Origin of the sequence: Poseidonibacter lekithochrous (genome assembly GCF_018861145.1) — a bacterium.
Lineage (GTDB): Bacteria > Campylobacterota > Campylobacteria > Campylobacterales > Arcobacteraceae > Poseidonibacter > Poseidonibacter lekithochrous_A.
In genome coordinates this window covers 188,471-208,967 of record NZ_JAHKQT010000017.1, presented here as the reverse complement: position 1 = coordinate 208,967, position 20,497 = coordinate 188,471, and the positions used below count along the sequence as shown (strand labels likewise).

Annotated in this window: 23 protein-coding genes; 16 read left to right on the top strand and 7 right to left on the bottom strand. The window is 25.8% G+C overall.

Annotated elements, in window-relative coordinates; translation table 11 throughout:
- Positions 1-7 precede the first annotated feature (7 nt).
- Genes KO488_RS06900 through KO488_RS06855 form a run of 10 tightly spaced genes read left to right on the top strand, consistent with a single transcriptional unit; the run spans position 8 to position 9,283 of the window.
- A complete protein-coding gene (locus KO488_RS06900) occupies positions 8-721 on the top strand; it encodes an SDR family NAD(P)-dependent oxidoreductase (protein WP_216058059.1) in 714 nt (237 codons plus the stop codon).
- Between the two features lie 3 nt (positions 722-724).
- Positions 725-1,264 (top strand): hypothetical protein, encoded by a 540-nt coding sequence (locus tag KO488_RS06895; RefSeq protein ID WP_216058058.1) that lies wholly within the window; start codon positions 725-727, stop codon positions 1,262-1,264.
- Positions 1,257-1,736 carry a hypothetical protein gene (locus tag KO488_RS06890; RefSeq protein ID WP_216058057.1) on the top strand — a complete coding sequence of 160 codons (480 nt, stop codon included), beginning with the start codon at positions 1,257-1,259 and terminating at the stop codon, positions 1,734-1,736. The genes KO488_RS06895 and KO488_RS06890 overlap by 8 nt, the downstream gene beginning before the upstream one ends.
- Positions 1,729-3,831, top strand: a complete 2,103-nt coding sequence (locus tag KO488_RS06885; RefSeq protein ID WP_216058056.1) for a hypothetical protein — start codon at positions 1,729-1,731, stop codon at positions 3,829-3,831. Before KO488_RS06890 ends, KO488_RS06885 begins: the two co-directional genes overlap by 8 nt.
- Positions 3,812-5,029, top strand: a complete 1,218-nt coding sequence (locus tag KO488_RS06880; RefSeq protein ID WP_216058055.1) for an AMP-binding protein — start codon at positions 3,812-3,814, stop codon at positions 5,027-5,029. Before KO488_RS06885 ends, KO488_RS06880 begins: the two co-directional genes overlap by 20 nt.
- Entirely contained in the window at positions 5,029-5,889 is an 861-nt protein-coding gene (locus KO488_RS06875; RefSeq protein ID WP_216058054.1) for an ABC transporter ATP-binding protein, read from the top strand. Before KO488_RS06880 ends, KO488_RS06875 begins: the two co-directional genes overlap by 1 nt.
- Entirely contained in the window at positions 5,889-7,049 is a 1,161-nt protein-coding gene (locus tag KO488_RS06870; RefSeq protein ID WP_216058053.1) for an ABC transporter permease, read from the top strand. The genes KO488_RS06875 and KO488_RS06870 overlap by 1 nt, the downstream gene beginning before the upstream one ends.
- A complete protein-coding gene (locus tag KO488_RS06865) occupies positions 7,046-7,312 on the top strand; it encodes a phosphopantetheine-binding protein (protein WP_216058052.1) in 267 nt (88 codons plus the stop codon). Before KO488_RS06870 ends, KO488_RS06865 begins: the two co-directional genes overlap by 4 nt.
- Before the next feature lie 2 nt (positions 7,313-7,314).
- On the top strand, positions 7,315-8,478 hold the full coding sequence (locus tag KO488_RS06860; protein ID WP_216058051.1) for a beta-ketoacyl synthase N-terminal-like domain-containing protein: 1,164 nt from the start codon (positions 7,315-7,317) through the stop codon (positions 8,476-8,478).
- Positions 8,465-9,283: a hypothetical protein gene (locus KO488_RS06855; protein ID WP_216058050.1), complete on the top strand. Its 819-nt coding sequence runs from the start codon at positions 8,465-8,467 to the stop codon at positions 9,281-9,283. The genes KO488_RS06860 and KO488_RS06855 overlap by 14 nt, the downstream gene beginning before the upstream one ends.
- 3 nt (positions 9,284-9,286) lie before the next feature.
- Here the strand turns inward: KO488_RS06855 and KO488_RS06850 are convergent, their stop codons facing one another.
- From KO488_RS06850 to KO488_RS15335, 6 genes are read right to left on the bottom strand one after another with little or no spacing between them, the layout of a single operon-like run.
- The gene (locus tag KO488_RS06850; RefSeq protein ID WP_216058049.1) at positions 9,287-10,276 is read right to left on the bottom strand and encodes a BtrH N-terminal domain-containing protein; all 990 of its coding nucleotides are present in this window, start codon (positions 10,274-10,276) and stop codon (positions 9,287-9,289) included.
- Positions 10,266-10,667: a hypothetical protein gene (locus tag KO488_RS06845; RefSeq protein ID WP_216058048.1), complete on the bottom strand. Its 402-nt coding sequence runs from the start codon at positions 10,665-10,667 to the stop codon at positions 10,266-10,268. The genes KO488_RS06850 and KO488_RS06845 overlap by 11 nt, the downstream gene beginning before the upstream one ends.
- Positions 10,667-11,806 (bottom strand): beta-ketoacyl-ACP synthase III, encoded by a 1,140-nt coding sequence (locus tag KO488_RS06840; RefSeq protein WP_216058047.1) that lies wholly within the window; start codon positions 11,804-11,806, stop codon positions 10,667-10,669. The genes KO488_RS06845 and KO488_RS06840 overlap by 1 nt, the downstream gene beginning before the upstream one ends.
- Complete coding sequence (locus KO488_RS06835) at positions 11,799-12,746, bottom strand: dialkylrecorsinol condensing enzyme (RefSeq protein ID WP_216058046.1); 948 nt, start codon at positions 12,744-12,746, stop codon at positions 11,799-11,801. The genes KO488_RS06840 and KO488_RS06835 overlap by 8 nt, the downstream gene beginning before the upstream one ends.
- A gap of 12 nt (positions 12,747-12,758) precedes the next feature.
- Positions 12,759-13,154 carry a hypothetical protein gene (locus KO488_RS06830; RefSeq protein WP_216058045.1) on the bottom strand — a complete coding sequence of 132 codons (396 nt, stop codon included), beginning with the start codon at positions 13,152-13,154 and terminating at the stop codon, positions 12,759-12,761.
- A gap of 59 nt (positions 13,155-13,213) precedes the next feature.
- Positions 13,214-14,503 (bottom strand): NFACT RNA binding domain-containing protein, encoded by a 1,290-nt coding sequence (locus tag KO488_RS15335; RefSeq protein ID WP_303572118.1) that lies wholly within the window; start codon positions 14,501-14,503, stop codon positions 13,214-13,216.
- 131 nt (positions 14,504-14,634) lie between these two features.
- Here KO488_RS15335 and KO488_RS06820 point away from each other — a divergent pair, with 131 nt between their 5' ends.
- Both KO488_RS06820 and KO488_RS06815 read left to right on the top strand, forming a co-directional pair.
- Positions 14,635-14,955 (top strand): cytochrome C, encoded by a 321-nt coding sequence (locus KO488_RS06820; protein ID WP_216058043.1) that lies wholly within the window; start codon positions 14,635-14,637, stop codon positions 14,953-14,955.
- A 163-nt stretch (positions 14,956-15,118) separates the two neighbouring features.
- Positions 15,119-16,693 carry a DUF3373 family protein gene (locus tag KO488_RS06815; RefSeq protein ID WP_216058042.1) on the top strand — a complete coding sequence of 525 codons (1,575 nt, stop codon included), beginning with the start codon at positions 15,119-15,121 and terminating at the stop codon, positions 16,691-16,693.
- Between the two features lie 28 nt (positions 16,694-16,721).
- On the opposite strand, the gene KO488_RS06810 is transcribed toward KO488_RS06815, so the two are convergent.
- A complete protein-coding gene (locus tag KO488_RS06810) occupies positions 16,722-17,237 on the bottom strand; it encodes a hypothetical protein (RefSeq protein ID WP_216058041.1) in 516 nt (171 codons plus the stop codon).
- A 112-nt stretch (positions 17,238-17,349) separates the two neighbouring features.
- On the opposite strand from KO488_RS06810, the gene thrS reads away from it, so the two are divergent.
- The 4 genes from thrS to rplT all read left to right on the top strand — a co-directional run bounded on the left by thrS (position 17,350) and on the right by rplT (position 20,484).
- Positions 17,350-19,158 carry a threonine--tRNA ligase gene (thrS, locus tag KO488_RS06805; protein WP_216058040.1) on the top strand — a complete coding sequence of 603 codons (1,809 nt, stop codon included), beginning with the start codon at positions 17,350-17,352 and terminating at the stop codon, positions 19,156-19,158.
- The gene (infC, locus tag KO488_RS06800; protein ID WP_216058039.1) at positions 19,155-19,691 is read left to right on the top strand and encodes a translation initiation factor IF-3; all 537 of its coding nucleotides are present in this window, start codon (positions 19,155-19,157) and stop codon (positions 19,689-19,691) included. The genes thrS and infC overlap by 4 nt, the downstream gene beginning before the upstream one ends.
- Positions 19,692-19,823: 132 nt before the next feature.
- A complete protein-coding gene (gene rpmI, locus KO488_RS06795) occupies positions 19,824-20,021 on the top strand; it encodes a 50S ribosomal protein L35 (RefSeq protein WP_121627594.1) in 198 nt (65 codons plus the stop codon).
- A gap of 106 nt (positions 20,022-20,127) precedes the next feature.
- Positions 20,128-20,484 (top strand): 50S ribosomal protein L20, encoded by a 357-nt coding sequence (gene rplT, locus KO488_RS06790; RefSeq protein WP_216058038.1) that lies wholly within the window; start codon positions 20,128-20,130, stop codon positions 20,482-20,484.
- Positions 20,485-20,497: the final 13 nt, after the last annotated feature.

Genomic DNA, 20,497 nt, shown 5'->3' with positions numbered 1-20,497 from the left:
AATTAACATGGATAAAGAAATACATAGAAAAAAAGTATTAGTAACAGGTGCAACGGGTTCCATTGGTGAAGCGATAGTAAAAGAGTATGCGAAAAATGGTTACTTTGTATATGTGCATTACAATTCAAATCAAGAAAAAGCGCAAAGTATTTTAGAGCAAATAGAATATGCTGAACTAATCACTTTTGATATGCAAAATAAAGAAGATATCAGAGAAAAACTAGAAGATATTAAAATTGATGTCTTGATTAATAATGCAGGTATTATTAAAGATAATCTATTTTTCTTTATGAACGATGATGAGTGGGAAGATGTAATAGAAACTAACCTTTCGGGACCTTATCAAATTATAAAAGCTGTTGTAAAAAATATGATGATGCAAAAAAGTGGAAGTATTGTAAATGTAGCTTCAATTTCTGGACTTGTTGGAAACTCGGGACAAGCTAATTATTCAGCGTCAAAAGGTGGAATGATTGCACTTACAAAAACATTGTCAATTGAATTAGGTCGTTATAATATTAGAGTAAATGCTCTTGCACCTGGAATAATTGAATCAGAAATGATTGAAGATATTCCAAATGTAAAACAAATGAAAAAAGCAATTCCTTTAGGTAGATTTGGTAAAACGGAAGAAGTTGCTAAATGTGCTTATTTTATAGGTCATGAAGCTACTTATGTTAGTGGAGAAGTACTAAATATTAGTGGTGCAATGGTTCGTTAGATTATGAATATCATAATATCTTTAATATATGCACCTTTGGTGTTTTTATCACTTAGATATTTTGATATAGAGCTTGTAAGTATATTTTTATTTATTAGCTCTTGTATATGGTTTACTTTTACAATAAGAAAATCATATAAAGAGTCTTTGTATCCAGTTTTATATATTTTACTCTCTATTTTTACTTATTTTTTTAAAGATTTTTTAGTTTTAAAAGCTATGCCTTTAGTAATTTCTTCAATATTTACAATTATAATTTTTATTTCGTATTTAAATAAAAAATCTATAATCTTATATTTTACAAAGAAGTTTTCAAAAAAAGAAATATCTCAAAAGGAAGAAAAATATATTCACAAATCTACACTTTTTTGGATATTAGTATCTTGTATAAATATTTTTATTCATTTACAAATATTTCAAAATCAAAATATAAACTTTTGGATTGTTTATAGTTCTTTTGGTTGGTATTTTTTATTTATATTTGCAGGTATAATACAATATTTACATCGTAGATTTATTTTCTTAAAGGTTTTACATGACTAAATTTATTTCTATAGTTTGTTTTTTATTTTTAAATCTAAATGCCTCAATTATTAATTTTCAAGAAGAAAAATATATTGAAGTTATTGATAATACGGTTTACAAAAAAGGTACACTTGAATTTATAGATAAGAAAATCTCTTTAAAATATAATAACTCAAATAGAATTCTAATATATGAAAACGATTCTCTTATTATAAACGATGGAGATGATACACAAAGTATAGATTTAAATAAGCAAGTTACATTAAAAATGATTTTCTTATTAATTGAATCTATTAATAACAATAATTTAAAAGCACTTCAAGAATACTTTGAAGTAAGTACAAAGAATAAAATAACAAATCTAAATCCAAAAGATTCTTTAAGTAATTATATTGAAAATGTAGAATTTAAAAAAGACAAAAAACTTGATTTTATAACTATAAAAATGACATCAGGAAATATTACAACTATTAGAGAGTTGAATGATTAAATATTTTAATTATATTTTATTTAGTATTCTAATTACAATATTTTTTACTTTTAATATAAATAAAAAGATATCAACTAATATCCAGACCTTATTACCAAATTCACAAAATAAAGAACTATTAAAAGAGTTTCTTGCATTTAAATCAAATAAGAAAATATTAGTTTTAGTTCGGGGCGATAATAAAGATGCCTTAGAAGAAATAAAAACATTTGAGAAAAATATCTTAAGAATAAAGGGAATAGAGGAAAATAAACTTTCAATAAATACAAATTTTAAAGAATATCAAAAGCAATACTATTTTTATCTAAATGAATTAAATACTAAAAAAATAAATGAAATAAAGGTAGAGGAATCATTGACAAAATTATATGATTCTATTGTTAACTCATTTATTACAGTTAATATAAATAAACAAGATCCTTTTGAACTAGTAAAAAAAGAAGCTATAAAATTTAATATAAAAAATGGAAGATTATTTATTGAAAATTATGGCTACTTATCAATATTTAATATAAAGAATACAATTAATTCTTTAAATGATTATGAAAAAATTTATGATGAAATAAAAGAAATAGAAACTAATAATATTACAAGCTTTTCTTCAATTTATTATTTTGTTGAGAACTCAAGATATATAAAAAATGATACCAATAAAATCATATTATTTGCAAGTGCATTATTGATTTTTTTATACTTCTTTATATTAAGAAATATCAGTTTATTAATCAATACACTTTTAACACTTGGAACTTCTGCTTTAGTTGCAATTATAACTCTAACTTTATTTTATGAAGAGATCTCTTTATTTGTACTAGTTTTCGGCTTATCTATTAGTACCATTGCAATTGATTATATGTTTCATCATTATTTTCATAAGAGTTATGAAACAAAAAGTATTTTTAATAAAGAAGTTTTTTTAGGATTTTTTACTACTTTTATTGCATTTTTTATTTTAAGTTTTTGTGACTTTCTATTGATTGAACAAATTACAAGATTCGCAATGATTTCTTTATTGGTTTCATATTTAATATTTTCATTTATTTATCCAAAAATTACATTTAAACAAAAAAAAATTAATTTATATACACAAAATTTCATATCAATAAAAAGTATTTATTTCTTTGTATTCTCACTCATAATTCTTGGCGTATCTTTACAAAATTTAAATTATGATTTTGACATAAAATCTTTAGATTATAATAATAAAGAATTAAAACAAAAAGAGATTTTTTTTAAATCAAAATTAAATAAAGCAAATAGCCAAACCGTATTGATTAAAGCTTCTAGTATTAATGAACTAATTTTTTACAATGAGCAAATAAAAAAAATTGATAATAACTCGACTTCATCATTAGATAAATTAATTAGTAAAGAAAAATTCAAAGAGATATTTCATCATCTAAATAATACTAAACTTAATAAAATAAAAGAAAACTTGAATAAATATATTATTAACTCTTCTTTTAAAAAAGATTCATTTAAAGATGCCTATAATTATAAGGTTCAAGTACCAAGATATTCATATCAAAATCTACTTGAATATGGAATAGCAATCAAAAAATATAAAAATGAATATATTTCATATATAAATATTTCTGAAGATAAATATAAAGAAGTTCTAGGAAAAGAGTTTATTTATTCAGTAAGTTTAAAAAATCTTTTTGAAAAAGATTTAGAAAATGATTTAGAAAAGATAATTATTTTAGGTACTTCAAGTCTTCTTTTTATTATAATCATACTAACATTTATAACAAAAAAGAAAATTATACCAGCACTTAATTTTTTACTATTTCCAAGTGCTTTAATATTTATATATTTATGTTTTATAGCTGTTAATATTTTACATATATTTATGTTTTTTATTATTCTTGCAATTAGTATAGATTATGCAATTTATTCTAGTAAAGATAACTCTAAAGAAACAAAGAAAGCTATCATTTTCTCTGTTATTAGTTCTTTTGCAGGCTTTGGTGTTTTAATATTTTCAAATATTAATTCACTATTTTCTATTGGAAGTGTAGCAACATTAGGAATATTAGCAATTCTAATTTTAATTTTATTTCAAAAGGTAAGTAATGCATCTAAAAGTTTATAATGATAATGGCTCTATAACTACGCATCATATTAATAAAGATGAATTTATAAATAATAAATATGAAAATAGAGTATCTTATATTTCAAGCTCATCAAAAGAAATTAATGCTTTAAATATATTCAAATCATATTTTTCAAATGCAAAATCAATTTTATTTGATGATACAAATAAACTTTTAGTTAAAAGATTAGAAGATTTAAATATACCCTCTTTTAAATCTTTTAATAATATATCTACTATTTTTGATGAAAAAGAATTTTCTTTTGTTTATTTCACTAGTGGAAGTACAGGAGAAAGTACGGCTGCACTAAAAACAAAAAAAAATATTGAAAGTGAAATAAAAGCATTAAGTACTCTATTTAAAAAATATAATATAAAAAGAGTAATTGTAACTGTTCCTTTTATACATATTTATGGTTCTTTAACTGGACTTTTCTATCCATATTTTAATGATATTGATATTATTTTAAAAGAGCACTTTCTACCAAATGACTTATTAGATATATGTACTGATAATTCTTTAGTTGTTACAACTCCACTTTATATAAAAGCCTTAAATAAAATATCAAGCACAAAAGACCTATCTAAATCTATATTTTTAAGCTCAACCGCGCCACTTGATGCAAAAGAGGCTAAACACTTCAATGAAAAGTTTTCATGTCCTGTAATGCAATTATTTGGTTCAACAGAAACAGGCGGTATTGCCTATAAATTTAATGATGATATATTATGGACTCCTTTAGAAAATGTAGAGATTCACACAAATAAGAAAAATGAATTAAAAGTAAAATCACCTTTTGTTTCAAAAGTATTATTGGGAAAAGAATTTTCAAATACAAATGGAGAGATACAAACTTTTGATTTTGTTGAAAAAGATGAAGAAAAGTTCAAGTTAATTGGAAGAAGTTCACAAATACTAAAAATTGCAGGAAAAAGATACTCAACTATTCAAATAGAAAATATTTTAGAAAAACAAGAACATATCCAAAAGGCTTTAGTTTACGTAAAAAATGATAGAGAAACTTTAAGAGGTGAAATATTAGATATTACACTAGAAACGCAAAAGATTTTCAAGCCCTTAGAAATAAAAAAGATCTTGCAAAATAATCTTTCCAATTTAAAATTTTCAATGGATTTAAAATGTGTGGACAAGATTCCAACATCTAGTGTTGGAAAAAAACTTAGGATAAATATTTAATGGCAATTAAAATAAAATCATTAGATAAAACCTATGATAAATATGAAGTATTAAAGAACTTAAATCTCCATATAAAAGAAGGTGAGATATTTGGTTTATTAGGACCAAATGGTGCTGGAAAAACTACCTTAGTTTCTATCTTAAATTATTTAGAAAAAAAAGATTCCGGTGAAATTAAAATCTTTGGTAAATCTTATGAAGAAAACAAAAACTATATTCAAAGTATAAGTAGCTATGTTCCTCAATCTTATGCATTCTATCCTGATTTAACAGCTTATGAAAACTTAGAGTTTTTTGCAGCACTATACAAAATAAACAGCTCTTTAATGCAAGAAAAAATCAACTCATGTATTAAAATGACTGCTTTAGAAAACTATAAAAACAAGCAAGCAAAGACATTTTCTGGTGGCTTAAAAAGAAGATTGAATATTGCAATTGGCTTGTTAAATGATCCTAAAATATTATACTTAGATGAACCTACAGTTGGTATTGATCCTCAGTCAAGAAAATATATCCTAGATATTATACAAAATATAAATAAAGAGAAGAAAACAACTATTATTTATACTTCACATTATATGGATGAGATTGAATACTTATGTCATGAAATAGCTATATTAGATAAGGGTCATATAGTTAAAAAAGACTCAAAACTAAATCTTATAAATGAAAATAGTAATGTTGTAATTAATTGTCAAGATGAACAGATAAGTATAAATACACAAAATGGATATGATGAATTATTAGATGTATTTGAAAAGATAAAAAAAGATAAAAAAAGAATAAGCTCAATCAACTATGGAAATAAAAGTTTAGAAGAGATGTTTTTAAAAATCACAAAACAGGATTTAAGAGATTAATGCTTAAATATATATTAAAAAAAGAGTTCTTACTAATCTTTAGAAATATTCATGCTTTACTTGTTTTATTTGTAATGCCTAGTGTTTTTATCATAATTATGTCATTAGCTTTGAAGAATACTTATTCAAATAGTATTGATATAAAATTTGAAGTATTATTAACATCAGAAAATAAAAATAAAGATATTCAAGATTTATTAAAAAAACTAAAAGACAACAATTTTTTTAATATTACTTATTCAAAAGAAGTATCAAATAAAAAAGATATTTTATACTCAAAAAACTATGATTTTTTAATACAGATGCCAAGTACATATTTAAAGGATATTCAAAAGAATAAAGATATAAATGTAAATATTTATTCAAGTCCTGATTTATCAATTCAAAATATAAATCTATTAAAAAGTTTACTTAGCTCAAATATTAGTAAACAACTAATAAAAAACTTACTTATACAACTTGATGTAAATACGCAAGAAACTAAAGATTTTAACAATAGTATTAAACATCATTATATATCAAAAGAAAATAGTTTTAAAATAACTTCAGTTCAGCAAAGTGTACCTGCATGGCTTATATTTTCTATGTTTTTTATTTTAATCCCAATATCAAATACTTTTATAAATGAAAAGAATTTTGGGACATTAAGTAGAATAAAAAGTATCAATGTATCAATGTTGCCAATTCTTTTTGGAAAGATTATTCCTTATTATCTTATAAATTTATTTCAAGTACTATTTATGATTTTAATAGGTATTTATCTAATGCCAATATTAGGAGCAGACAGTCTTCAAATTAAAGGAAATATCCTCCTTATATTTCTACTTTCATCTGTAGTATCACTAGCTGCAATATCCTTTGCTTTAGTTATAGCAAATATTGCAAAAAAGAGTGAAGATGCTACTACAATTGGTGGAATATCAAATATTATTTTAGCAGCACTTGGTGGTATTATGGTACCCAAATTTATAATGCCACAAAGTATGCAAGAGATTTCAGAACTCTCTCCAATGTCTTGGGCACTAGATAGTTTTTTAGAACTATTTGTAAATGGTGGGACTTTTATAGATATAAAAGAGTATATTTTTAAATTAACTCTTTTTGCTATAATATGTTTTATAATTTCATATGTATTATTAATAAAAAAAGGTAGTAAATGATTGGTTCAAAAGATGATGACTTCAAAAAGAAATTAAAAGAGCTTATAATTGAAGAATGTGATAAAGATATAGAAGCATCAGATATAAATGATGATGATATTTTATTTAGTGAAGAATGTGCATTAGAACTTGATTCCATGGATGCCTTACAAATTTCAATGGCTTTGCAAAAAGAGTATGGGATTCAAGCAAACGACAGTAAAAAACTTAGAAAGATTATGGTTTCTATTAATACTTTAGCTGACTATATCCAACCCAAATAACATTGAAAAAAGAATCTTATATAATTGGAAAAGCTTTATACACAAGCTTAGGTAATACTAAAGAAAAAATTACAGAAGAAATTTATAAACTATCACAAGATAATTATCTATCTTTTCTAGAAAATAAATTTAAAGAAAAAGCTTTTTATAAAATTGAAGAAAGATTTGATTCAGAAAAAGAAAAATTCTTTAAAATTCTGAAAGAAGTAATTGATCAATCAATAAATGAATCTCAAATAAAAGATAAAGAAAACCTTCATATATTTATAGGTTCAACCTCAATGGGAATATCTATTGAAGAAGAAGCAAATCAAGAGTTTCATAATAATAAAAACATAGATGAGTTATCACATATTGGATATGGATATATTGGAACATTTGTAGAAGAATATATAAAAAGTAAATATAAATCTATTATATTCTCAACTGCATGTACTTCAAGTACAAATGCTATTGCTTATGCTTCAAAGTTAATTCAAAATAATAAAATTAAAAAAGCTATTATAATTGGAATTGAATTATTTAATAGAAGTACTTTTGATGGTTTTTCTTCACTTATGCTTTTATCTCAAAATAAAGTTTATAGACCATTTGATGAAAAAAGTGATGGAATTATATTAGGAGAAGCTTGTTCTGCCGTTATTTTAGATTCTGTGAAAAATAAAGATAGTGATTTTAAATATATCTCATCTTCTAATATTTGTGATAATTACTCAGAAACAACAAGTAACCCATCAGGGGAACCTATTTTAAATTGCATGAATAGTTCAATCCAAAATGCTGGTATGACTCTTAAAAATATTGATTTAATTAAAGCTCATGCTACAGGAAGTGAAAATAACAACTCTTCTGAAGCTAAAGCAATTAATGACTTATTTAATAACTATCAATCTACTACAAATATTACCGCTGTAAAACCATATATAGGGCATACTCTTGGAGCTTGTGGTACAAATGAAATTGTACTTATACTTTATTGTATAGAAAAAGGCTTTTTCCCTGCAACATTAGGTTTTGAAAAATCAGAAGAAAAACTAGAATTTACACCTCTTTTAAAACATAAAAATAATATACAAAAAACAACTGTATTATTTAATTTTGTAGCTTTTGGTGGAAATAATAGTTCAATAATATTAAGTAATAAGAGTGAAAATGTATATTCATAAAACATATTCATTAAATAATGAAAATAAAAGTATTAAACTATATAAGAGTGAATTAAAAGAGATTTCAAAAATAAACTTACGAAGATCAAGTAAGTTTAATATCTTAGCCATACTAGGCGCTTTAAGATGCATGGATAATACAAAGTATAATAATATGGGAATATACATAGCTAGTGAATATGGTTCAATTACTAGTGTTAAGAAAGTTGTAGAAGATGTTAGCCAAAATAGTATAGTCATGCCTTTTGATTTTCTAAATATTAATAGTAATAATGTAAGCTTCTATGTCTCACAAGCCTTAGTTTCAAATGGGAAAAATATGGTATTAACTTCACATGATTTATCTTTTGAAAAGGCCTTAGAATTTGCCTTATTTGATTTAGAAATAAATGAAGTAAATGATGCTTTAATAGGAAATATAGATGAATCACTTGATGATATAAATGATTTTAATAAGTATATTTTTAATAAACAAAATAATCCATCAAAAGATACTAGTTCATGGATTTATCTAAATAAAGAAAAGGAAAACTCAATAGCAAAAATAGAAGAGTTTTTGAGTTTTTCTAATCTTTCTGAACTAAAAGACATACTTAAAGATGTGATTTATGATTTAATTACCTTAAATCAATATGCTAAAGAAGAAATAAATGAACTTAAAATAAACAAAGATTTAATTTTCTCACATGATAATATACATGGATGTACAAATATAATATCTATGCTTAATACAAATAAAAAGAGTTTTATTTATCTATCAATGGATAAAAATAAAAAAGGCTATTTATTAAGATTTAGTAAATAATCTTTATATTTTTTTTAATAAAGTAAAAGCTTCTTTTTCAAGAGAAGCTGATTCTACTAGCTTCTTAGAAATCTTTTCAGGATCAAATTTATCTAAATTTTTACTAGATTCAACACAATATAAAGCAAACTCTCTTAATGTATTCCCAGATTTAATTAGTAAAGAAGAAGCTTCATCTAAAATCTCTTCATCTATATTATATTCTTTTGATTCAGTTAAAAAAGCTGCATATAAAAATCTAAAACCTCCACCACCAGTTCCAATTTCTTCTTGCATCCTTACAATATGAGTTAAATAGTTTTTTAAAAACCTATCATTATTATCACGTTTTAAATTAGATATTTTCTTTGCTAACTTGTTCATTCCTTTAATTCCTGCAAAGGGAAAAGGAGTAAGCATTGATTTTGCATTTTTTCTTATTGCTTTTTTCACAATATTTGTAAAGTCAATATCTTTAGGAATATTTTCTGGATAATAAATAAATCCTTTTGGAGCGAATGCTCCTTTTGCAAATCTTGCTTTATTTAAATCATTTTCATTACATTTAACTTCAGTTTCAAATACAGGATCAGAAATAAGATACTCATCCTTTTCTTTTCCATATACGATTAAATTATGTGCATTAAAATGAAATCTCATATCTTTAGGAAAATATGGTAAATAATAAACTGAACTCTGAAGGCCAACAAGTTTACCACTTTGGACTAATGATGTTAACTCAGTATTTGCTTCTTCTTTATTTGAATAGTTTTTCTTATTCATTTTAATACCTAAAACTTTAGATATTTTTTTCACAATATTCTTAGGTAATTCTCTATAAGCAATTAATGGTAATCCATTTATTTTTACTATTGGAATAAAAACAAAAGCAAGACTACTTGTAATTCCAAAAGCCATAGGTTCAGATATTTTTAATCCATAAGATGAAATAAGTGTTGAGATTACACCACTTTCACAATGAGCAAATTGTGAATGTTTAAAATTATTTTCCATCTCTAAAATCCCTCAATTCTTCTATCTTAATACTAAAAACTTCAGCATATCTAGAAAGAACTTTTTCATTTAGTTTTTTAAAATGCTTCATTTGTAAATGTCTTTTAACTCTAAATTGAAACATACCAACCATACTTGAAAGTGTTGGTAAGTCCATTCTATTTTTGTACATAAAAAAACTTATTGGAGAAGATATACCTTTTGATATATTATCAAGTGATTCTTTTTCTAAAAGTTCATATTCATCTACAGCAGTTCTTGTTGCAAATTCTTCTATATTACTTCCATAATTTTCTCTAATAAAATCTCCACTTGAATCTTTTGTATACATAACTTTTTGCATACCGTTTAAAGTTACATTTTCTTCTTTAGGAACTTCTATTTCTTTCATTAAACAACTTCTAATAACATAAATGCCGTAGAAAATCTTCCACTTTCAGGGATATAACAAAGTAATTTTTCACCTTTTTTAAGTTTACCTGAACTAAAAAGTTCTTCTAAAATAATATAAATTGAGGCTGAACCTGTATTTCCAAATTGTGTTAAATTTGTAAACCATTTTTCAAAAGGAATTTCAAAACCGACTTCTTTTAATCCAGCATATAATTTATCTTTGAAAAATTCTGAAGAATAATGAGGAAGAAAATAATCAATCTGATCTACTTTAATATCTCTTTTTTTAAGAATTTTACGTAAAGGTTTTACTACTGTATACTCAACAATGTTTTCATTTAAAAGCTTAACATCCTGAGCAACACTTAATAAAGATTTTTCCATTATCTCATCTTGAGAATAATTTTTCCATCCAATGAAAGTGTTATCTTTAACTTCTCCTCCACTATACATACAAACTGGCATCTCACCTGCATAAGATAAGGTATCAATCCAATCAATTCTTAATGAAATACTATTTTCATTTGGTTTATCTTGTAAAAGCATAGCTCCTGCACCATCAGACAACATCCATCTTAAAAAATCTTTTTCAAAAGCAAGCTGAGGATTTTGTTCTAATTCAATAAGGTTTTTTGATTCTTCCTCAAAATTCTTTGCACTTAATATTAAAGAAGCCGCTTCAGAGCCTGTAGAAATACCTGATTTAATCTCTCCACACTTAAGAGCATAATAAACATATTTCAAAGCATTCACTCCACTTAAACAAATACCAGAAGCACTTAATACTTCAAGTGGATGAAGTTTTAATTCACCATGAACCATTAATGCATGATTTGGCATAAATTGATCTGGTGATGTAGTACCACAAGATAAACATTCTAATTCATCTAATTTAAAATTATCATTCTCTAACTTTCTAATAGCATTTGCAGTTAAACTAGCATTTGAAAAAAGTGCTTTTTGTGTTCCTTTTTCTAAAACATAAAATCTTCTTTTTATACCATTACTTCTAAGAACAATTTTTCTAGCTTTTGACTTCTTACCGCCAATACATCCTAAGTAATCTTCTATTTCTTCATTAAAAACTGGTTCGTTTGGCATAAACTTTTGAATATTATTTATATATACATTATTCATATTTACTAAAATCCTTCATTCTAAAATCTTCACTACCTGATGGCATTTCATAAAAAGCTTTTTCTTTTAGTATTTTCTTTTTATTTATCCTTCTAATAATTGTTTGAACTATCATATTAATTGGAACGACAACTATAATCATCAAAATTAAGAAAGCTGTATACAAAGCAAGAAAAGGTTTTCTTTTTATATCCCCTGGCTTTCCAATTTTTCTAATTAATTTACCCCAAATCATAAAGCTTTTAGTCCCGATTTGTTCACTTTTTATAAGTTTTTCATCAACGCTTACTGCATTTAACCCATAACAAATACTTTTATTTTCTTTTTCTAAATTATTTGTTATAGCTTCTTTTATAGCAAACCCAAAACGTGAACTATTTTTAATCTTTTGTTTATCAATTCCAGCTTCTGGAAAAATTTTCCAAAAAGAGTTCTTTCTTCCTGTTAACATCCATCTAGGAGTTGTAAAGAAAGTAGCTATAGAATTTCCTTGATCAATTAAGACTATATTATCAATAAGTTTTGCATCAAGATCTTTCAATAAATTTTTCATTTTTTCTTGTGCCATAACCCACATATTTCTACAACCTATAACAGTTATAACTGGTTTGTTTTTTAATTTATCTTGTGCAAATTTTGATTTTAAAAATGATGTTACAGGAATTGAAGGAGATAAGAACCATACTTGATAAAAGATAATTACTAAATCATAATCATTAGAATCTTCAACTTCCTCAATTTCACATGGATCCATATATATAGATTCAGGAAAGCAATCCATAAAATCAAAAAAACTCCAAGGGAAAGGGTAGTCTTTTTTTGGCTTGATTATTTTGTGATTTATTTCTATTTCATCACATCTAATAGGAGAACTTAGTGAAGTAACTAATTCACTAAGTTGTCCAGATTGAGAGTAACTTACAATAAGTACTTTTTTCAATTATTTTATATTCTATTTACTATATCTTGATAATTCAACATTGATAGCATTCTCTAAATTTTGAACCCATCCATTATAATTATTATGAATTTGATTTGTAGTTGAATCATATTTTAAATTCATACTATCTTTATAATTAATTGAAAAAGAATTACTTGTATAAGGAATTTCAACAACTGCTCTGTGTTTTCTAATATTAATTGTCCCAATTGCTAAACCTGGTCTAGATTGAGTAATAATCCATCCTTTACTAACTCCTGCATTCTTAATTGCTTTGTAAACATTCGAACTTGATGTGTTAGATCCGATAGAACTGTTATTCACATTGTATACCGCCGCAGTTCTACAACCTGTTAAAACAAATAAACTCAATAAGGCAATTACCCCATATTTTACAAACTTTTTCATATTTCCTCCAGAATTAAATTAATTCATTATATCCAAAAACAAATTATAATAATTTTAACCTATATCTTAATTCCAATACTAGTATACGGATTATATAAAACATTAGAACCTGATTGCACTTTAACATTTCTTCTTTGAGTAAAATCAACTACGTAGTCACCTGGAAAATCTACTGAAAATTTTGCACATAAAACTGCTGCTTGTTCAATTACAGAATCTGGTATTGTCTTCTTTGTATTTTGAACTATTACATGTGAAGAAGGTCTATCTTTTAGATGAAACCAAAAGTCACTTGCTTTAGAGTTTTTTAACAAGTATACGTTTTCACGTTCACTAGTTCCCAACATAATTTTAAAGCCTTCAAAAAAGAAACTTTCATAAGGTTGTGCTTTTTTTGTACGTTTTTGGTTTTTCTCTTTTTTTGGATATAAAAATTCACACTCTTCAATTGTATTTGCAATTTTTAGACTATTTACCATTCTATGTAAAAATTCTAATTTTTCATCTAAATTATCTTTTTCTATAGATATATGAAGTGCTTTTTGTTTTGCTTTTTTAGCTTTTTTAAATAAGTCATTTGAATATTTTGAAGCTGAAGATGCTTTATCTAAAAAGACTTCAACTTCTATTCCTTCATAGTTATATGCTTTAAAAGAGTCTTGATATGGCTTTAAAGTATGGAGATTTGATAGTATCAAATTTGCTTTTTCATAAAGATTTTTTGATTCCTCTTCAAGCTCTTCTTTCTTTGGTAATGATTTGATTGTCTTATCTAATTTTTTTATTTTCTTTTGAATTTGGCTAATTTTTACTTTTTTTAAATTCTCTAGATTCTGATTTTCTTTTTCTTCATGAATTTTATATAAGTAACTTTCAATATCATCAACTTCTTCCATTTTTGGAATAAATGTTTGTTTTGGAATTTCATCTAGCTTAATTCCAACTTTAACAACCCTACTTGAAGAGAATTCATCTACATGTCTTAATGCTTCAATTATCACTCTATTTTCATCTAGAATTATTATATTTGTGTGTTTTCCTGTAAACTCTAGTTGAAGAATAGTTGTCAATTCTTTATATGAAGATGAAGAATTTACTTTTATATTTATAATCTTATCATCGTTATACATTTCTATATTTTCAATTTTTGAATTATAAAATCTTTTTTGTAAAGCTACATCAAAAGGAGCGTTAAAATCTTTCTTAGATTTCAATAAATTCTTTGATTTAAAGACAGTACTAGAGCCTTTTGACATATCAAAATATATAATATTATTATTATTAAATTCTATTATAATAGTATTATTGTCAATACGCTTCACTAGCTTGATACTTTGGGTATTCTTCACTAAATACTCAATTAAATGTTTTAATAAAAAATACTTCACAATTACTCCACTTTATACTTATATTATTATCTAAGATTTATTTATAGATATATTAGATATGATTATACCAAAATTATCATTAGGAGATAAATATGAAGTTATTAAAAATTGCTTTAGCAGGTTCGTTAATCTTAAGTTTTAGTGCAACTACATTATTAGCAGATGCTACAAAAGGTCAAAAATTATTTGTTAAAAAATATAAGAATGATTGTGGTTTTGCAGGAGATAAATTTGCAGCTAAGCATTCTCAAGATGAATGGGAAGAGATAATGGAAGCTGGTAAATTTAAAGAAGAATTACTTAAAATTTGTCCAAAAGTAAAAGAAGCAGATGTAAAAGATAAATATATCCAACATCTTTATGATTTTTCATATAAATTTGCTAATGATTCAGGAAATGTTCCTTCTTGTTAATATAACTTTAAAAAAAACTAAAGGCTAATATTAAATTAATATTAGCCTTTTTTACTAGGCTCTTTTTTCTTATTATAAGTATAAGTTTTACTTATGTATTATTAATCATCCATTAACTTTTTAAATCATATAATTCTCTTATAAGTTATTATAAGGAAAACCTATGAAAAAAAGTATAATTTTACTCTCAACAATTGCTGCTTTTACAACTGCTAGTTTTGCAGAAGATGTTAACAAACAAATGTATGAACAACTTCAATTACTGAAGAAACAAGTAGCTGAACTTGAAGCTAAGATGAATGAACAAAATTCAAAAGTTGAAGAAAAAAGAATTACAAAAATTGAAAAAAAACTTACAAGAGTTTCAAAAACTGCTACTGCTGCAAAAATTCAAAGTGCTGCTGATAATATTAAATGGGATGTTGACTTTAGAACACAAGTTGATAATATTCAATATAAGCATGCTGATGGTTCAAAATCAAAAAACAATGCCCTTTTAACTAATAGATTACTATTAGGTGCAAAATATCAAGCTGATGAAAATTCATCTTTTTTTGCAAAATTAGCTTATAACAAAGCATTTGGTGATACGGCTGATCATTCACAATCAAATACTAATCCAGGTTATGCAAATTTTGATTGGGTTACAAATGAAAATGCTACAGATAATACTGTAAAAATAAAAGAAGCTTACTGGCTATATAGTAATGACACTTTATTTGATGCAGATATTCCATGGACTGTTTCAATTGGTAGAAGACCATCAACAGATGGTTTACCTATAAATATAAGAAATAATCAAAAAGCTAATTCACCCTTATCACATGTAGTTGATGTGGAATTTGATGGTTTTTCTGTTAAATTTGATACGGAAGAAACAACAGGATGGACGGGCTCATGGCTAAAAATTTGTGGAGGAAGAGGATTAACAAATGCAACTCCAAGATTCGATATGTTCTCCCCTGCATATTCTACAGATAACACAAAAAATATAGATGTAGATATGTTAGGAATAATTGCGGTACCTTATGATGATGGACAATATTCAGTACATTTTAATTATGCTAGAGCCTGGAACCTAATTGGTTATGATGGTAAATCTATTAATCAATTTTATGGTGCTTATGGAAACTACCAAAATGCATCTCAAACATATCAACAAACACCAACTTCAAATAATTTAGGATTGTTAAATGATTCGGCCTTTGCAATGAATATTGCTGCACCTTCCTTTAAGGATGTTGGCGATATAGATTTTGCAACAATATTATTTAAAACAGAAGGCATTGGAGATGGAATATCAGATTATTTAGATGATACTACTGTATTTGCTTCATTTGCAATGTCAAAAACTAGACCAAATTCATTAGGAATGTTAGGTTCTAAAGAGTCTGAAACAGGCACATCTGTTTGGCTAGGTGTAAATGCCGCTTGTCCAATTAGTCCTGATGATTCAAGAATTGGATTTGAATGGAATAAAGGTAGCAAATACTGGAGATCTATGACTTATGCTGAAGATACTTATGCTGGAAGTAAAATTGCAGTAAGAGGTCAAGCTTGGGAAGTTTATAGAAATCAAAAATTAACTGATGCATTAAGTTTTGGGGTAAGTTACGTTTATATTGATTATGACTATGCAGGAAGTAATTCATTCTTTGGTGAAGATGGTAATCCTAATTCAACATTAGACGTAGTTTCCGCTCAAGACGTAAGAGCATATATGAGATATAAATTTTAAAAAATAATAAAAAGAGATTTATCTCTTTTTATTTAAAAGAATAGGCATCCAAATTATAAACAACTTCTTCGGCAACTTCAAGCATTGAAATATTCAATTTTTTAAAATCTTCACTTTTTATCTTTACTAATAATTCATCATATACCTTACCATATGTATAAATAGTAAAAAATATATATTCTTTTGAACGAGATTCTTTATTTAATTCTTTGAACCAAAGAGCAAGTAATGAAAAATAAAGCATAGAAGGGTTAAAAGTTTTTTTATTTTCTAAAGCCTTTGATATTTCTTTGTTTATAAAATTATATCCATCAAGTACTGCTTTTATTTTATAGTGTTTTCTATTTTTTATATAATAATCACTTGAATGTGTTACATAATTTATTTGAGTAAGCATTTCATCACTAATTTTATTGAATTTTACAATTAGTTCTTTATCTACTCCATTTATATAAATATCTTCTTTATCTTTATAAGAAAGAATTAAATCTCTGCAAAATAGTAATAAGCTTTCAGTTTTTATTTTCGATAAGTTTAAAATCATACTCAATTGTAACGAAAATTTATTAAATTTATAAAATAAGTAATTTAGTTTAAGTCTCTTTGCGATAAAATAAGCTAAATTTAATAATATAATTAACAAATAAAGGAAACTATTGGAACCAATAGGTATATTAAAAGACGGTCAAATTTATGACCTTCAAACTGCTGAAGCTTTAAATATCGAAGGTGATGTTATAAAGCAAGATAACTCCGCTGAATCTTTAGAGATTCTTAGACACTCATGTGCTCATATGATGGCTCAAGCTATTAAAGAGCTTTACCCTGATGCAAAATTCTTTGTAGGACCTGTCGTAACTGAAGGTTTTTATTATGACTTTAAAGTAGATGCTAAAATATCTGATGATGATTTAACAACTATTGAAAAGAAAATGAAAGAAATAGCAAACAGAAAACTAAAAATCGAAAGATATGAAGCAACACGGGAAGAAATTATTGCAAAATTTGCTGATGATGAATTAAAACAAGCTGTTTTAAAGAACATTACTGACGATACCTTAACTATGTACAAGCAAGGTGATTTTGAAGATTTATGTCGTGGTCCTCACGTACCAACAACAGGTATGATTAGAGCTTTTAAACTTACAAGAGTAGCTGGTGCATATCTTGGTGGTGATGAAGAAAATGAAATGATTACAAGAATCTATGGTATTGCTTTCTTTGATAAAAAAGAACTAAACGATTATGTAAGAATGCTAGAAGAAGCTAAAAAAAGAGATCATAGAAAATTAGGAACAGAATTAGAGCTATTTACATTTAATGAAGATGTAGGAGCTGGGTTACCATTATGGTTACCAAATGGTTCAAGATTAAGATCAAAACTAGAACATCTTTTATATAAAGCTCATAGAGTTAGAGGTTACGAACCAGTTCGTGGTCCAGAGATACTAAAGTCTGACATGTGGGATGTTTCAGGTCATAATGCAAATTATGGTCAAAACATGTACTATACAGAAATTGACGGACAAAAATATGGAATGAAACCTATGAACTGTGTAGGTCATATTCAAATCTTTAAAAATGATTTAGTTTCATATAAAGACTTACCTAAAAAACTTTTTGAATATGGTGTTGTTCATAGACATGAAATGAGTGGAGCAATGCATGGTTTATTTCGTGTAAGAGAATTTACACAAGATGATGCACATATTTTCTGTACTCAAGCACAAGTTAAAGATGTAATTATTGATGTATTAGAATTTGTTGAGTCATTAATGAAAACATTTGATTTTAAATATGAAATGGAAGTATCAACAAAACCTAAAAAAGCTATTGGTGATGATGCATTCTGGGAAACTACAACAAAAGGTATTATGGAAGCACTTGATAGTGAAAATTTACCTTATGGTATTGATGAAGGTGGTGGAGCATTCTACGGACCAAAAATTGATATTAAAATTACAGATGCTATTGGAAGAAAGTGGCAATGTGGTACAATACAAGTAGATATGAACTTACCAGAGCGATTTAATGTAGAATTCATTAATGATGAAGGACATAAAGAGCAACCAGTTATGATTCACAGAGCAATCCTTGGATCTTTTGAAAGATTCATTGGAATTTTAACTGAACACTGTGCGGGAGAGTTTCCATTTGTAATTGCTCCAACGCAAGTTATTTTTGTACCAATTGCAGATACTCATGTTGAGTATGCAAAACAGTTACAAAAAGAACTATTAGAAGATGAGATGGATTCTAAAATCTTTGACATGAATGAAAGTTTGAATAAAAGAATTAGAATGGCAGAAAAACAAAGAGTTCCTATGATTGTTGTAGTTGGAGATGAAGAAGTAGAAAATCAAACAATTGCACTAAGAAATAGAAGAACAAGAGAACAGTCTAACATGAGTAAAGATGAATTTATTACTATGTTAAATGAAATTAAAAAAGGAAGTAGAATTTGAGTAGAGACAAAAAAAACAATGTAATTATGAATGAAGATATTAGAGCCACAGAAGTTAGATGTACAGCAGATAATGGTTCTAATTATGGGATTATCCCTACAAAAGAAGCATTAGCACATGCAGATGAATTAGGATTAGATTTAGTTCTTATTGCTCCAGATGGTAAACCGCCTGTTGCAAAAATCATGGATTATGGTAAATTTAAATACCAACAAGAAAAGAAGAAAAAAGAAGCTAGAAAAAATCAAAAAGTAATTGTTGTAAAAGAAATTAAACTTTCTGTTAAAATTGCTGATAATGATATTAATTATAAAGTTAAACACTCTAGAGAATTCTTAGAAGCTGGACATCATGTAAAGTTTAGAGTGTTTTTAAGAGGTAGAGAAATGGCAAATCCACAAGCAGGTATTGATGTACTTAAAAGAGTATGGCCAATGGTTGAAGATTTAGCTGTAATGGATAAAGAACCTAAACTTGAAGGAAGATACGTAAATATGATGGCTCTTCCTAAAAAAGACGAAAATCACAAATAAAAAAAGAAGAGAACCTACTCTCTCTTCTTTCACTATCAAATCCTATTTAAACATAATTTAATAAAAATTTAAGTATAATCCTAGACTTTTTCATTTCTAAATGAAATTGCAAATTTAAAAAAGGATTTTTCAATGCCAAAGATGAAAACTAACAGTGGCGCTTTAAAGAGATTTAAAATAAAGAAAAATGGTTCTATTAAAAGAGGATCAGCTTTTAGAAGTCACATCTTAACAAAAATGTCTCAAAAGAGAAAAAGAAATCTTAGAGGACCACAAACTGTTGCAGCTGTGGATTCAACAAGAGTTAAAAGAATGTTAAACAAAGCGTAATCATTTTTAAATGATTTTTTAGTCCCTCCACATATTGTGGAAAAGTTCAACAATATTGTTGACACCTTATTATTTTTTAAAATAATGGTAAAGAAAGGAAATATACATGCCTAGAGTTAAAACTGGTGTAGTTAGAAGAAGAAGACATAAGAAAGTATTAAAAGCTGCTAGAGGTTTTTATAGTGGTAGAAGTAAGCATTTTAGAAAGGCCAAAGAGCAATTAGAACACTCAATGGTATATGCATACAGAGATAGAAGACAGAAAAAAAGAGATATTAGAAAGCTTTGGATTGTAAGAATCAATGCTGCTTGTAGATTAAATGATATCAACTATTCTAGATTCATGAACGGATTAAAAATAGCTGGAATTACTTTAGATAGAAAAATCTTAGCTGATATGGCTATGAATGATTATACATCATTTATATCATTAGTTAATTCTGCAAAAGATGCATTAAAATAATTAAATTTGCATA